This window comes from Pseudomonas sp. GCEP-101, from assembly GCF_025133575.1.
In the GTDB taxonomy this organism is placed as follows: Bacteria; Pseudomonadota; Gammaproteobacteria; order Pseudomonadales; family Pseudomonadaceae; genus Pseudomonas; species Pseudomonas nitroreducens_B.
In genome coordinates this window covers 2,484,438-2,497,388 of record NZ_CP104011.1, presented here as the reverse complement: position 1 = coordinate 2,497,388, position 12,951 = coordinate 2,484,438, and the positions used below count along the sequence as shown (strand labels likewise).

Sequence of the window (12,951 nt, the reverse complement as noted above, 5' to 3'; positions counted from 1 at the left end):
ACACGCTGGAGGAGCCTTTCGTGGACTGTCTGTTCTGCAAGATCGTTGCCGGGGAAATACCCGCGCGCACGCTGTACGAGGATGACCAGGTGATCGCCTTCCATGACATCGGCCCGCAGGCGCCGGTGCATTTCCTGGTGATCCCCAAGCAGCACATTGCCACCCTCCATGACCTGAGCGAAGCGGACAAGCCGCTGGCCGGGCACATCCTCTTCACCGCCCAGCGCCTGGCCAAGGAACAGGGATGCGACGAGGGCTTCCGCGTGGTGATGAACTGCAACGACCTGGGCGGCCAGACGGTGCACCACATCCACATGCACGTGCTGGGTCAGCGCCAGATGCACTGGCCGCCGGGCTGATCCGTTCCCGACCAGAAGACGCTGCGCGCACCTCGGCAAGACCTGTCATCCGCCATCCGGTAAACTGCCGGCGAATGTTCCTTATCGGAGGTGCGCCATGTCCGCCGACCGTCACTACTCCCCCGCCGACCGCTTCCTGCTGCAGGCCGATGCCGCTCTGCGCACTCTGCTGCCGTTCAGCGGCCATCCGGGGCGCCCGTCCCCCGCTATCGTCCAGCCCGACGCCGAGCTCAGCGAGAGCGATGCCCGTCACGTCGCCGGCCTGATGCGCATCAACCACACCGGCGAGGTCTGCGCCCAGGCGCTGTACCAGGGCCAGGCACTGACCGCCAAGCTGCCCAAGGTACGCAAGGCCATGGAAGAAGCCGCCGACGAGGAAGTCGACCACCTTGCCTGGTGCGAACAGCGTATCCGCGAGCTGGGCAGCCGCCCGAGCGTGCTCAATCCGATCTTCTACGGCCTCTCGTTCGGTGTCGGCGCTGCCGCCGGGCTGATCAGCGACCGCGTCAGCCTGGGCTTCGTCGCTGCCACCGAAGATCAGGTGTGCAAGCACCTGGACGAACACCTGGCGGAAATTCCCGCCGAAGACCAGAAGTCCCGCGCCATTCTCGAGCAGATGCGCGAGGACGAGGAGCACCACGCCACCAGCGCCATCGAGGCCGGCGGCCTGCGCTTCCCGGCGCCAGTGAAGTTCGGCATGACGCTGCTGTCCAAGGTGATGACCAAGTCCACCTACCGGATCTGATCCCGTCCTGGGGCGATGCAGTGGCATGGCCCCAGGAGATTTCCTGGCAAAACGGGAAAATTTCCCAAGCTTTTTTCGCCATCTTTCGTCGCAGTTTCGCAGCGAGGATGCTGCTCCGGCTGATTACCCATCCGGAGTTTCCATGCGCTTCATCCCCCGCGTTTCCTGCCTGCTCGCCCCGCTCTGCCTGGCCCTTTCCACCGCCCACGCTGCCGATGCCCATTGGTCCTACAGCGGCGATCAGGGCCCTGCGCACTGGGGTGAACTGGGTAGCGCCCTCTGCGCCAGCGGTGCCGAGCAATCGCCGATCGACATCGAGAAATCCAAGGTGGAGCCGAAGAAGGTGCCGGCGAGCGAGCTGAAACTGCATTACGGCAAGACTGCCCTCACGCTGCTCAACAACGGCCACACCCTCCAGGCCAGCGCGGCCGATGGCGATACCCTGACCTACAAGGGCACCGAATACCGCCTGCTGCAATTCCACTTCCACACGCCCAGCGAACACCAGTTCAACCACCAGCCGTATCCGATGGAGATGCACCTGGTGAACCAGGACAAGGACGGCCACCTGCTGGTGCTGGGCCTGATGATCCAGCAAGGCCACGAGAACAAACAGCTGGCGCAGCTGTGGAAGCACCTGCCGACCCAGCAGGGACAGGAGGCGCCGCTCGCCGCCGCGCTGGCTCCCGACCTTGCCCGGCTGGTCCCGGCGGCCAGTCATCACCGGTTCTACCACGGCTCGCTCACCACCCCGCCGTGCACCGAAGGCGTGCAGTGGGTGCTGTTCGAAAAGCCCATCGAGCTGTCGAAGCAGCAGATCCGGCAGTTCCAGGCGCTGTTCCCGGACAACCATCGCCCGACGCAGTCCGATACCGGCCGCGAGGTGGACGAGGACTGATCGCCCCCAACGAAAAAGGGCGCCCAATGGGCGCCCTTTTTCGTTTCTGCTATCGAGCGTTGCGAGATCAGCGCGGCATGTTGCGCGCGTAGAAGATCTCCAGCATCTCGTGCCGCACGCGCTCTTCCACCTGCTTGCGCTGCTCGGGCGACAGGTTGCGGGTCGCGTCGCCGAACAGGTAGTTGTCCAGGTCGAACTCCTTGAGCAGCATCTTGGTGTGGAACAGGTTCTCCTGGTACACGTTCACGTCGGTCATCTGATAGGCCTCGTACGTGTCGTCGGAGAGATAGTTCTGGATCGAGTTGATCTCGTGGTCGATGAAGTGCTTCTTGCCTTCCACGTCGCGGGTGAAGCCGCGCACGCGGTAATCCACGGTGACGATGTCCGAGTCGAACTGGTGGATGAGGTAGTTGAGCGCCTTGAGCGGCGAGATGACGCCGCAGGTCGACACATCGATGTCCACCCGGAAGGTCGCAATGCCTTCCACCGGATGGATCTCCGGATAGGTGTGCACGGTGATATGGCTCTTGTCGAGGTGCGCCAGGATGGTGTCCGGCAGCGGCCCCGGGGATTCCTCGATCTGGCTGTCGGTCGGGGTGACCGGCTGCTCGGAGATCAGGATGGTCACGCTGGCGCCTTGCGGATCGTAATCCTGACGGGCGATGTTCAGGATGTTCGCGCCAATGATGTCGACAACATCGGTGAGGATCTGCGTGAGACGCTCGGCATCGTACTCTTCGTCGATGTACTGCACGTAGGCCTGCTGGTCTTCAGGCGTCTCGGCATAGCAGATGTCGTAGATGTTGAAGCTCAAGGTCTTCGTCAGGTTGTTGAACCCGTGGAGCTTGAGTTTGCTTTTCACCGTGGGAAAACTCTCATCAAATGCGGCTCTGCCGCGTGGTTGAGCATGCCCGTCAGATGCGTACGGCAGCACCTGCGTAGGACGGTTTACACCTCTTCGCGATGGCGATTGTGGTTGCTTGGTTTCGGGCCGGGGGGCCCTGAAAAAAGGTGGCGCATTATGCAGAGGTCAGACGACCTCTGCCAGACTTTGCCCACCTTTGATGATGAAAGGATGAATCCGGCTGTCAGCCCAACTCTACGATCTCGTAGTCATGGGTGATCTCGACGCCCGCGCGGCCGAGCATGATCGACGCGGAGCAGTACTTCTCGGCCGACAGTTCGACCGCGCGCTTGACCTGCGCTTCCTTCAGACCACGCCCCTTGACCACGAAATGCACGTGGATCTTGGTGAAGACCTTCGGGTCCTCGTCGGCGCGCTCGGCTTCCAGGAAGGCTTCGCAGCTTTCCACCGGCTGGCGACCTTTCTTGAGGATGCTGACCACGTCGAAGTTGGTGCAGCCACCCAGGCCGAGCAGGAGCATCTCCATCGGCCGCACGCCCAGGTTGCGGCCACCGGCGTCCGGCGGACCGTCCATCACCACGACGTGGCCACTGCCGGATTCGCCGAGGAACATCGCCTCGCCCGCCCACTGGATTCGCGCTTTCATTGCAAGGAACTCCGCCGGAAAAAAGGGGCGACAGCTTATCACAGCCCTCTAACACGCCCAGCGGGCGCGGTGGCTGTTACCCACGTCTCATTTCCACACGGCCAGTATGCATTTATCACTTAAGCTGGCGCCGGATTACTGGCACACTCTCGGAAATTGCCTACACGAACGTTCCAGCTTTCCGATTGTTGGTAACACGACGTCTGTTAAGCTCTTGCAGATTTACGTACATGCAAGACTGCTCAGCCAGGCAATTGCCGCCCTGGGGATCGAGGGGGATCGCGCCAGGGACGCACGGCACCACAGCTGAACATAAAAAATCATTAGCGCCTGTTGTGCAAAGGCCACTCTTTCTACTTTCCGGGACTCGGGCATGGTAGCTATTACCCTCACACCCAAAATCAAGAACCTCGACAAGCTGCTCGCGCACTGTCATCGCCGCCGCTTCACCGCCAAGAGCACCATCATCTACGCCGGCGACCGCTGCGAGAGCCTGTTCTTCATCATCAAGGGGTCGGTGACCGTCCTGATCGAGGACGACGACGGCCGCGAGATGATCATCGGGTACCTCAATACCGGCGATTTCTTCGGGGAGATGGGGCTCTTCGAGAAGGAAGGCAGCACCGGCCAGGAGCGCAGCGCCTGGATTCGCGCCAAGACCGAATGCGAAGTCGCCGAGATCAGCTACGCGAAATTCCGTGAACTGAGCCAGCAGGACCCGGAGATTCTCTTCACCCTCGGCAGCCAGATGGCGGACCGCCTGCGCAAGACCACGCGCAAGGTCGGCGACCTGGCCTTCCTCGACGTCACCGGCCGCGTGGCCCGCACCCTGCTGGACCTGTGCCAGCAGCCGGACGCCATGACCCACCCCGACGGCATGCAGATCAAGATCACCCGCCAGGAAATCGGCCGCATCGTCGGCTGCTCCCGCGAGATGGTCGGCCGCGTGCTCAAGAGCCTGGAAGAACAGGGCCTGGTGCACGTCAAGGGCAAGACCATGGTGGTCTTCGGCACCCGCTGAAGACTGCAGGACGCAAAAAAGCCGGCAATCGCCGGCTTTTTTTTGCCCTACCTGCAGGAGCGAGCTGGCTCGCGAACAACCTTCCGGAAACTCCAGCGCTGTTCGGTTCGCCGGCAAGCTCGCGCCTGCCAGACGGATTCAGTCCGGATCGGCGCCCAGCTTGGTCTTGCTGCGCTCGGGGAAGAACAGGCGCTTGAGCTCGGTGCCCGGCTCGTCCGCCCGCATGAAGGCTTCGCCCACCAGGAAGCCGAACACGTCGCTGACTTCCATCAGCTCGACATCGGCGCGGTTGAGGATGCCGCTCTCGGTGATCACCATGCGATCGCGCGGGATGTCCGGCAGCAGATCCAGGGTGGTCTCCAGGCTCACCTCGAAGGTGTGCAGGTTGCGGTTGTTGATGCCCACCAGCGGGGTATCCAGAAGCTTCAGCGCGCGCTCCAGCTCCGGGGCATCGTGCACTTCCACCAGTACGTCGAGGCCAACGTCCTTGGCGACCGCGGCCAGCTCGGCCATGCGCACGTCATCCAGCGCCGAGACGATCAGCAGGATGCAATCGGCGCCGATGGCCCGGGCTTCCACGACCTGGTACGGATCGATGAGGAAGTCCTTGCGGATCACCGGCAGCTTGCAGGCCGCACGGGCTTCCTTGAGGTAGGCATCGCTGCCGAGGAAAAAGTCGATATCGGTCAGCACCGAGAGGCAGGCAGCGCCACCCTCTTCGTAGCTGCGGGCGATGTCGGCCGGGTCGAAATTCTCGCGAATGATGCCTTTGCTCGGCGACGCCTTCTTCACCTCGGCGATCACCGCCGGCTCGCGGCGCTTGGCGCGCTCCAGCAGGGCGCTGGCGAAACCGCGCGGGGCGTCGGCTGCACGGGCAAGCTGCTCCAGCTCGGCGATGCTGACGCGGGTGCGGCGTTCGGCGACTTCTTCGGCCTTGCGGGCCAGGATCTTCTGCAGAACCGTCGGCACACTCACTGTGCGTTCTCCTCTCGGTAAACGGCGGTGAAGGCCGCCAGCTCTTCCATCTTCTCCCGCGCAAGCCCGGTGTGCAGGGCGTCGTGGGCCAATTGCATGCCTTCGTGCAGGCTGGTGGCCAGGTCCGCGGCGTACAGCGCGGCGCCGGCGTTGAGCACGATGAGTTCGGCGGCCTTCTGCCCGGCTTCGGTCTTGCGCCGGCCCAGCGCGTCGCGGATCAGCTCCAGCGACTGCTGCGGGCTGTCCACCGTCAGGCCGATCAGGCTCTGGCTCTTGATGCCGAAGTCTTCGGGCTGCACGTCGTATTCGGTGACCACGCCGTCCTTCAGCTCGGCCACGTGGGTCGGCGCGGCGAGGCTGAACTCGTCCAGGCCGTCGCGGGAATGCACCACCAGGATGTGCTCGCTGCCAAGGCGCTTGAGCACCTCGGCCAGCGGGCGGCACAGCGCCTGGCTGAACACGCCGACCACCTGGTGCTTCACGCCCGCCGGGTTGGTCAGCGGGCCGAGCATGTTGAACAGGGTGCGCAGGCCCAGCTCGCGGCGCGGGCCGGCAGCGTGCTTCATGGCCTTGTGATGGACCTGGGCGAACATGAAGCCGACGCCCACGGTCTCGATGCAACGTTTCACCTGCACCGGCTTGAGGTCCAGGTAGATGCCGGCGGCTTCCAGCAGGTCGGCGCTGCCGCTCTTGCCGGAGACCGCACGGTTACCGTGCTTGGCGACCTTGCCACCCGCCGCGGCGACCACGAAGGCCGCCGCCGAGGACACGTTGAAGATGTTCGCGCCATCGCCACCGGTGCCGACCACGTCAACCACGTGCTTGAGGCTATCCAGCTCGACCTGGTCGGCCAGCTCGCGCATCACCGCCACGGCGCCGACGATCTCGTCGATGGTCTCGCTCTTCATGCGCATGCCCATGAGGAAGGCGCCGATCTGCGCGTCGGTGCACTGCCCGGTCATGATCTCGCGCATGACGTCCTGCATTTCCTCGGTGGTCAGGTCCAACTGGTTGACCACGCGGCCGAGGGCTTCCTTGATGTTCATGCGCGCACCCCGCCGGTCTGCTTGAGGAAGTTGGCCAGCATCTCGTGGCCCTGTTCGGAGAGGATCGACTCGGGGTGGAACTGCACGCCCTCGACGTTCAGCGTCTTGTGGCGCAGGCCCATGATCTCATCGACCGAGCCGTCTTCCAGCGCCGTCCAGGCGGTGATTTCCAGGCAGTCGGGCAGCGTCTCGCGCTTCACCACCAGGGAGTGGTAGCGGGTCTGGGTCAGCGGATTGTTCAGGCCGGCGAAGACGCCCAGGTCCTTGTGGAACACCGGGCTGACCTTGCCGTGCATGACCTGGCGCGCGCGCACCACGTCGCCGCCGAAGGCCTGGCCGATCGACTGGTGGCCCAGGCACACGCCCAGCAGCGGCAACTTGCCAGCGAAGCGCTCGATGACTTCCAGGGACACGCCCGCCTCGTTCGGCGTGCACGGGCCGGGGGACAGGACGATACGTTCGGGGTTGAGCGCGGCGATCTCCTCGACGCTCAGTTCGTCATTGCGAATGACGTGGATGTCGGCCTTCAACTCGGCGAAGTACTGCACCAGGTTGTAGGTGAAGGAGTCGTAGTTATCGATCATCAGCAGCATGTCTGCTCGAACCTCATGATTGCACTGCTTTCGGATCGCGCCATCGTCGACACCCGTTGCGGCCTCGCAGGCTGCGCGAATCTGGCGATTATGCCAGCGGATGGGAGAAATGGACGCGTAAGAAGAGACCGGCGCTATGCCGGGAAAGAAGGAATCAGGCGCGCCAGCGCCAACGGGCGAATGCCTTGAGGAGGGAGGTGATGATGCGGGTGCTGTGGATCACGGTTGCGGTCTCGCCTAGCGATGGCCGAACAGTAGCCCAAGGCCGGGCGCCAGCGCAATACGCGCGGCGCCCCGGCCGACGAAGCTAGGAAGCTTCAGCGGCACGCATCGAGCGCGGCACGCAGACGGGTTTCGTAGGCGAGGTGCTGCTGCCGCTCGGCCAGCAGCGCGCGGACCTTGGTTTGCAGGTCGTCCGAAGGGCGCACGCCGGCAGTGGCGAAGCGAGGAGTTTCGACAGTCGGCGCCTGGCACGGCACCGGGAGGGGAATGCGCACTTGCGCGGGGGTTGGCTGCGTAGTGGCACAACCGGCCAGCAGCAGCGCGAGGATCAGCGCCGGCAGTTTCATGGCAACAGCTCCCGGTCGATCAACTGACGGACCACGGCGCACTCCTCGCCCTCGCTGCGCTCCAGCAGCAGCCGGCGGGCAGCGGCTTCATGGCTCTGCGCCTGCTCGCGAGCCTGGGCGAGCGCGCGCTCAGCGGATTCCGCACGCTGGCGGGCAGCCTGTTCCAGCGCCTCGACCTGGGCGTTCTGCAGCGCCAGCGTCGACTCCAGGGCTTTGCCGGCGTCGCTGCAGCGCGCCTGCTCCAGACGCACGGTCTGGAGCTGCCCTTCATAGAAGCACGCCGCCAACCAGGCGCCGCCAATTCCCCCGAGCAGAACCCCGCCCACGCCCAGCGCCAGCCAGAAGCGGTTCATCCCAGCACCTCCTGCGCGCGGCGCCAGATCTGCACCCGTGCCTCCAGGCCATTCAAACCGCCGTTGATGCGCCGGGTGATGTCCTCGAAGCGCTGCGCATCGGCCAAGGCGTTGAGCCCGTTGCGTTGCCACCACCAGGCCGCCGACCGGCAAGCCCAGCGCGGCTCCGCCAACAACTGAGGGCGGGCAACGAAAGGCTGCTCGAGCCCCTCGCCCACCGACCGATAGTTGCTGCGCCCGGTGACCTGCAGCAGCCCGCGCCCCCGAAAGCGCCAGCCATCGCCCGACGCTTCATCGCCATTGCCGTTGCGTCCGGCATAGACGAGGTTGGCAATGCGCTCCGGCTGGTACGCCACCTCCCGCGCCAGTGCCGTGGGCGAGCCGTCGGCGCTGCGAAAGCGTCGGGGCCAGACCGCGGCCAGGCGCTGGGCGCTGTAGGTCAGGCTTTCCACGCAGCGGGTCAGCTGCGCACTTTCGTGCCCTACCTGGGCGAGGAAGGCAGCGACGCGCGGGGAGGTGTCGATGTCGAAGTCGCACATCGCCCTCTCCAGCACGGGCAGAAAAACGCCCGCGACGGGGCGGGCGTTGGGCAGGATCAGCAGTAGCTGGTGTTCGTCGATGAGCATGTCAGCCGCCCTCCCCCGCCAGCGCCTTGCCATCGTTACCGCCATTGCACAGCACGCGGGTGGTCCAGCCGTTCGCGTCGTAGTGCTGGGTAACGGTGTCGACCAGGTAAATGCCATCGACCCCTGCCTTGAAGCCGCTCAGCTCAACCCGGCACTCGGCGAACAGATCGGTGCGGCCGGGCATCCCCAGGCGTACGCCAGCGGTCTGCCGGTTGAAGTCCGCCAGGCGCGACCTGGCCAACTGTTGTGCCGCCGCTTCGTTGGCCTGGACATGGCGCTCGATGTACTCCGCCTGCACCGTCTTCGGCGCGTTCGGATTGGCTAGCTTGACGGTGCGCAAGGCTCCATCGGGCCCCTGGTAGGGCACGCTCACCTGCGCGACCACCTTACGATCATCTAGGGTGAAGCTGAAGGAGCTGCAGTCCCCACGCCTGAGCAGCACCGAGTCCAGCGGCTGCCCCGACGCGCTGCGGCCAGCCTGGCGCGGCATGACCAGCAGCTTCAGGTCGGCGATCTTCGCCGTGCAGTCGTATTGCCGGGCCAGGCGGGTGATGAAGTGATAGTCGGACTCGTTGATCTGGTCCGCGCGGACGATCCGCGTCTGCACCTCGCACTGGGCCTGCCAGCCATTGCGGCCCGCGATCCGCTCGACGATCTGCGCCAGTGTCACGTTCTCCCAACTGTCGCTGCGGATGGATTTCGCCACGTTGCGCGCGTCCGCAGACTTGGCCTTGATCACCAGCGTATCCGGCGCGCCGCTGAAGGTGATCGTATCGACCTTGTAGCGGCCCATCGGCGCCACGCCCGTTTCCTCGTAGCCCAGGTACAGCGCCAGCTCCGCGCCGCGCCGGGGCAACACCACGCTGCCTGCGCGGTCGTCGAGGGTGAGCGACAGCGTGTCCGATTCCAGGCCGTGCTTATCCAGCACTTCCAACTCGAGCACGCGGTCGTTGACCTGTGCCGTGATGTCGCGCCCATCGGCGACGATGCGAAAGACCGGTTTCATGGGGCCCCCGAATAAAAAGGCCCCGCTTTTGCGGGGCCTGGTTGGAACACACGGATCAATCCCACAGGCGCACCTGCGGATGGTCCGGAGCCGGCAAATCGGGCATACGGATCAGCACGCCGGCGCGCAACGGTTGCGGCTCGTCGGCCAGGCCCGGATTGGCATCGAGCACCGCTTCCACGCACCCCTTGAGATGGCCGTAGCGCTGATAGCAGAGCTGGTCCAGCACGTCGCCATTACTGCTGCGATAGATGGTCGTCGCCATAGCGATTGAACTCCAGGTCGAGGGCTTGCTTGCGCGGGGCCCCATTGGTGAGCAGAGCACTCTGCGTCTCGGTCACCTTGGTCAGGCACCAGGTCCCCAGGGGGTCCCCATAGCCGCTGATCAGGCTCACCGGTTTGCCGCTCAAGGCGATTTCGCGCAGCTGGTTCGGAATCTTCCATCCCACGCGCTTACCCGATACCCGCGACAGGGCCGGCATGAGCGTCGCCTTCAGATTTAGCGTTTCCGAGCCGACGCCGACGTATTGCAGGGCGCCCCGACGGCCCAGCCGCGGCTGCTCCTTCCAGGTGAGCTGGCTCGTGCGAGTCGCTGATTCGAAAGGCACCGTGTCGATGTTGAAGAAGAACTGCGTCTGCGAGTCCAGCACGGTCATGATCAGCAGGTGCTGCTGTGGAATGGCGCACATGAAATCACCGGGCGTCAGCTGGGGCGTCAGGACCGAACTGGGCAGTATCGAACCCAGCGATTCACCGACCTTGCCGACCACCTTGTCCACCGCCTTTCGCGCTCGGTCGACCTGCTCGCCCAGCGCCTGCACGCGCTCATCGATGCCCTTCAGGGCCCGCGCTGCGCTGTTGTAGGTGTTGACCACCTTGTTGACCTTGATCTGCGCGCGCTCGATGCCCTGCATCAAGCGCTGCACCTTGCCCGCCATGTCCGGCGAGACGCCGGGCAAACCCTCCAGCTCAGCCGCCGCGCCACGGATGTCGCTGACGGCGCCGTTCACCGGCGCGATCACCTCGTCCAGGTCGCGACGGCCATCTTCGGCCGCCCGGGCCAGCTGCGACAGGCCGTTCTGCATCTGTTCCCAATACGCCATAACGCCTCCTTACACCACGACCATGTCGAACAGCGCATCGCGTTGCCGATCCTGGGAGAAATCCGCCAGCATCCGCCGCAGGCGCGGCAGCAACTCGCTGGCCAACTGCTCGGGGTCGCTGACGTTGCCGGCCACGTTGATGCTGATCTGGGGGGAAAACGTCCAGGTTTCGGACGTCGGCGCCAGCGGAGCGGCCGATGCAGATGCGCTGGGAGAAGGCCGCGACGCGTCCGTGACGCCCGCATCGGGCGAAACGGCATTGCCGAGGTCGAATGCCCTCGCCGAGGACGAATCACCTTCGTCCGAATCGTTGCTGAACGTGCGATACAGCCCGTCCCCCAGCGACTTTCCGACCTCACCACCACCCCAGGCGCCCAGAGCCCCGCCCACCAGCCCGCCAACCACGGCGCCCGCGGCCGTTCCGACGATCGGGACCAACGATCCAACGGCCGCGCCGGCCCAGACTCCCGCCTCAGCCCCGGCAAGCCCCCCGACCAGAGAGCCCGCCGCATCGCCGTAGCCCTTGGCTTTTTCCTGGGCAGAGCCATTGCCGGTGTAGGTTTCGTAGGCCGTGAGGGCAGGCCCGACGGCTACGAGTGCCCCCCGGCCCATCGCACGGCCGACGCCACTGCCCATCACACGGGCCATCCATTCGCCGGCGCTACGCCCCCCACGAGCTGCGGCATTCCACGCGGTGCCGAGATAGGCTCCTACCTTTTGACTGGCCGCCCCCGTCCAACTGGAGACTCCTTGCCAGGCATCCTTCGCCAGGCCGCCTAGGGCAGCAGCGCGCAATCCGGCCCCCTGACGAACATTGGTCACGGCATTGCCCACCCAGGTACCGGCGCGGCTGCTCCAATCGACGGTCCGCTGCCAGGCGGCGCCGGCCATGCTGCCCGCGGCCTGGTATGCCCGCCCCGCGCCCTGCCGGATCGCCGAGCCAACACCCGAAGCGATATCCGCACCGCGTCCCAGAGCGCGACCGCCCCACGACTTCGTCGCGCCGAAGACATCCTTCACGTCCTTGTAAACGCCGCGAACATCACTCAGGGCCTTCAATCCCCCTGCCACCGCGATCAGCGCAGTCAGGCCGGCGGTCAGGCCGGGGTTTTCCTCGACCACCGCGGTGGCCTGGACGAGCTTCTGCGTGACAGGCCCGATCATCGGGCGGTACACATCCTGATTGGCGTCGCTGACGCTGCGCCATAACTGTTGCCAGGCACTCTCAAGCGACTCGCTCTGCCCCTGGCGCGTGGCCATGCGCGTCGTCGCGTCATCCTGCAGCCGGCGCCGGCCATCCATCTGTGCGCCTTCGACCAGCTGCTGTTGTACCCACTCGCGATTGCCTTTCGCATCCGACGGATCGCGCTCGTCCAACTGTCGCGACAGGCGACGGGCAAGCAACTCGACCGCCCCTTCCCCCTGGTCGTGGCGCTGCGCCAGCGAGGCGTACTGCGCCCGCATATCGCCCACGCTGGTCACGCCGCCGATCTCGTGGAGGCGTTGGGTCAATTCGGCGGTACGCTCCAGCGGCACACCTTGCCCGTAGGAGAACGTCGCCGCATCCGGAAGAAAGGCCAGGGAGGTTTGCAGGTCCATTCCCTGGTTCATCATCAGCCGGATCAGGTCGAGCACATCGTCACTCGACAGCCCGCTGTCATTGGCAACCTGCCGCACGTTGCGCGCAAGATCACGCTCGCTCTGCTCCGCGGACAGCCCACCGCGCGCCGTCAGCTCTTGCACCTTTCCATTGAACTGCAGGCTGCGGAACATCGTGCCGACCACGCCACTGGAAGGCAGCGCGGATTCACCGCGTTGCCACCCGCCCTGGCGCGCGGGCGTATCGCCGCGCATGGCCGCCGGACTCCCCAGCAGCCCGATGATTCGTTGCAGGCCGGTACGCACCTCGCCGGCGCCCCGCTCCAGCACCTGCAGCTGTCGGCCAAGGGTGTCGCGGATAAGCCGCGACTCATCGCGCAGGCCCTCCAGCGCGACGCTCCAGGTGCCGAGAAACTCCAGGCCGCGCATGCGCACCGTCGCATCGGCGAGCGCCTGCCCGAGGGACGTGTCGAGCACTCCACCCACGGTCGCCACCCTCTCAGTAGATTCATTCATCGTTCATCACTCGCCCCTCTGACGAAAAAAG

At 65.3% G+C, this 12,951-nt stretch carries 16 protein-coding genes; 4 read left to right on the top strand and 12 right to left on the bottom strand.

The annotated features are described in order from the left end of the window. Positions 1–20 precede the first annotated feature (20 nt). The 3 genes from N0B71_RS11330 to N0B71_RS11320 all read left to right on the top strand — a co-directional run bounded on the left by N0B71_RS11330 (position 21) and on the right by N0B71_RS11320 (position 2,002). Positions 21–359, top strand: a complete 339-nt coding sequence (locus tag N0B71_RS11330; RefSeq protein ID WP_259759011.1) for a histidine triad nucleotide-binding protein — start codon at positions 21–23, stop codon at positions 357–359. A 97-nt stretch (positions 360–456) separates the two neighbouring features. After that, positions 457–1,104 (top strand): 2-polyprenyl-3-methyl-6-methoxy-1,4-benzoquinone monooxygenase, encoded by a 648-nt coding sequence (coq7, locus tag N0B71_RS11325; protein ID WP_259759010.1) that lies wholly within the window; start codon positions 457–459, stop codon positions 1,102–1,104. A 142-nt stretch (positions 1,105–1,246) separates the two neighbouring features. After that, entirely contained in the window at positions 1,247–2,002 is a 756-nt protein-coding gene (locus N0B71_RS11320; protein WP_259759009.1) for a carbonic anhydrase, read from the top strand. A 67-nt stretch (positions 2,003–2,069) separates the two neighbouring features. Here the strand turns inward: N0B71_RS11320 and speD are convergent, their stop codons facing one another. Then, entirely contained in the window at positions 2,070–2,864 is a 795-nt protein-coding gene (gene speD, locus N0B71_RS11315; protein WP_259759008.1) for an adenosylmethionine decarboxylase, read from the bottom strand. A gap of 226 nt (positions 2,865–3,090) precedes the next feature. Beyond that, on the bottom strand, positions 3,091–3,513 hold the full coding sequence (locus tag N0B71_RS11310; protein WP_015475289.1) for an OsmC family protein: 423 nt from the start codon (positions 3,511–3,513) through the stop codon (positions 3,091–3,093). Between the two features lie 373 nt (positions 3,514–3,886). Here N0B71_RS11310 and crp point away from each other — a divergent pair, with 373 nt between their 5' ends. Next, a complete protein-coding gene (gene crp, locus N0B71_RS11305; RefSeq protein WP_024763566.1) occupies positions 3,887–4,534 on the top strand; it encodes a cAMP-activated global transcriptional regulator CRP in 648 nt (215 codons plus the stop codon). Between the two features lie 138 nt (positions 4,535–4,672). On the opposite strand, the gene trpC is transcribed toward crp, so the two are convergent. From trpC to N0B71_RS11255, 10 genes are all read right to left on the bottom strand, one after another. Further along, positions 4,673–5,509, bottom strand: a complete 837-nt coding sequence (gene trpC / locus N0B71_RS11300) for an indole-3-glycerol phosphate synthase TrpC (protein ID WP_259759007.1) — start codon at positions 5,507–5,509, stop codon at positions 4,673–4,675. Next, on the bottom strand, positions 5,506–6,555 hold the full coding sequence (gene trpD, locus N0B71_RS11295; protein WP_259759006.1) for an anthranilate phosphoribosyltransferase: 1,050 nt from the start codon (positions 6,553–6,555) through the stop codon (positions 5,506–5,508). Before trpD ends, trpC begins: the two co-directional genes overlap by 4 nt. Beyond that, complete coding sequence (locus N0B71_RS11290) at positions 6,552–7,148, bottom strand: aminodeoxychorismate/anthranilate synthase component II (protein WP_259759005.1); 597 nt, start codon at positions 7,146–7,148, stop codon at positions 6,552–6,554. Before N0B71_RS11290 ends, trpD begins: the two co-directional genes overlap by 4 nt. A gap of 317 nt (positions 7,149–7,465) precedes the next feature. After that, positions 7,466–7,717 (bottom strand): hypothetical protein, encoded by a 252-nt coding sequence (locus tag N0B71_RS11285; RefSeq protein ID WP_259759004.1) that lies wholly within the window; start codon positions 7,715–7,717, stop codon positions 7,466–7,468. After that, positions 7,714–8,070: a hypothetical protein gene (locus N0B71_RS11280; RefSeq protein WP_259759003.1), complete on the bottom strand. Its 357-nt coding sequence runs from the start codon at positions 8,068–8,070 to the stop codon at positions 7,714–7,716. The genes N0B71_RS11285 and N0B71_RS11280 overlap by 4 nt, the downstream gene beginning before the upstream one ends. Further along, positions 8,067–8,696: a glycoside hydrolase family 19 protein gene (locus N0B71_RS11275; protein ID WP_259759002.1), complete on the bottom strand. Its 630-nt coding sequence runs from the start codon at positions 8,694–8,696 to the stop codon at positions 8,067–8,069. Before N0B71_RS11275 ends, N0B71_RS11280 begins: the two co-directional genes overlap by 4 nt. Before the next feature lies 1 nt (position 8,697). Further along, on the bottom strand, positions 8,698–9,702 hold the full coding sequence (locus N0B71_RS11270; protein WP_259759001.1) for a phage late control D family protein: 1,005 nt from the start codon (positions 9,700–9,702) through the stop codon (positions 8,698–8,700). 55 nt (positions 9,703–9,757) lie between these two features. Next, the gene (locus N0B71_RS11265; protein ID WP_259759000.1) at positions 9,758–9,967 is read right to left on the bottom strand and encodes a tail protein X; all 210 of its coding nucleotides are present in this window, start codon (positions 9,965–9,967) and stop codon (positions 9,758–9,760) included. Next, positions 9,939–10,805, bottom strand: a complete 867-nt coding sequence (locus N0B71_RS11260) for a phage tail protein (protein ID WP_259758999.1) — start codon at positions 10,803–10,805, stop codon at positions 9,939–9,941. Before N0B71_RS11260 ends, N0B71_RS11265 begins: the two co-directional genes overlap by 29 nt. A 9-nt stretch (positions 10,806–10,814) precedes the next feature. Then, on the bottom strand, positions 10,815–12,920 hold the full coding sequence (locus tag N0B71_RS11255) for a hypothetical protein (RefSeq protein WP_259758998.1): 2,106 nt from the start codon (positions 12,918–12,920) through the stop codon (positions 10,815–10,817). Between the last annotated feature and the right edge of the window lie 31 nt (positions 12,921–12,951).

Excerpts from the sequence above, each read along its gene's own strand:
- coq7 (WP_259759010.1), top strand. The coding sequence starts at position 457 with ATGTCCGCCGACCGTCACTACTCCCCCGCCGACCGCTTCCTGCTGCAG.
- N0B71_RS11320 (WP_259759009.1), top strand. The coding sequence starts at position 1,247 with ATGCGCTTCATCCCCCGCGTTTCCTGCCTGCTCGCCCCGCTCTGCCTG.
- N0B71_RS11310 (WP_015475289.1), bottom strand. The coding sequence starts at position 3,513 with ATGAAAGCGCGAATCCAGTGGGCGGGCGAGGCGATGTTCCTCGGCGAA.
- crp (WP_024763566.1), top strand. The coding sequence starts at position 3,887 with ATGGTAGCTATTACCCTCACACCCAAAATCAAGAACCTCGACAAGCTG.
- trpD (WP_259759006.1), bottom strand. The coding sequence starts at position 6,555 with ATGAACATCAAGGAAGCCCTCGGCCGCGTGGTCAACCAGTTGGACCTG.
- N0B71_RS11290 (WP_259759005.1), bottom strand. The coding sequence starts at position 7,148 with ATGCTGCTGATGATCGATAACTACGACTCCTTCACCTACAACCTGGTG.
- N0B71_RS11285 (WP_259759004.1), bottom strand. The coding sequence starts at position 7,717 with ATGAAACTGCCGGCGCTGATCCTCGCGCTGCTGCTGGCCGGTTGTGCC.
- N0B71_RS11280 (WP_259759003.1), bottom strand. The coding sequence starts at position 8,070 with ATGAACCGCTTCTGGCTGGCGCTGGGCGTGGGCGGGGTTCTGCTCGGG.
- N0B71_RS11275 (WP_259759002.1), bottom strand. The coding sequence starts at position 8,696 with ATGCTCATCGACGAACACCAGCTACTGCTGATCCTGCCCAACGCCCGC.
- N0B71_RS11270 (WP_259759001.1), bottom strand. The coding sequence starts at position 9,702 with ATGAAACCGGTCTTTCGCATCGTCGCCGATGGGCGCGACATCACGGCA.
- N0B71_RS11265 (WP_259759000.1), bottom strand. The coding sequence starts at position 9,967 with ATGGCGACGACCATCTATCGCAGCAGTAATGGCGACGTGCTGGACCAG.
- N0B71_RS11260 (WP_259758999.1), bottom strand. The coding sequence starts at position 10,805 with ATGGCGTATTGGGAACAGATGCAGAACGGCCTGTCGCAGCTGGCCCGG.
- N0B71_RS11255 (WP_259758998.1), bottom strand. The coding sequence starts at position 12,920 with ATGAATGAATCTACTGAGAGGGTGGCGACCGTGGGTGGAGTGCTCGAC.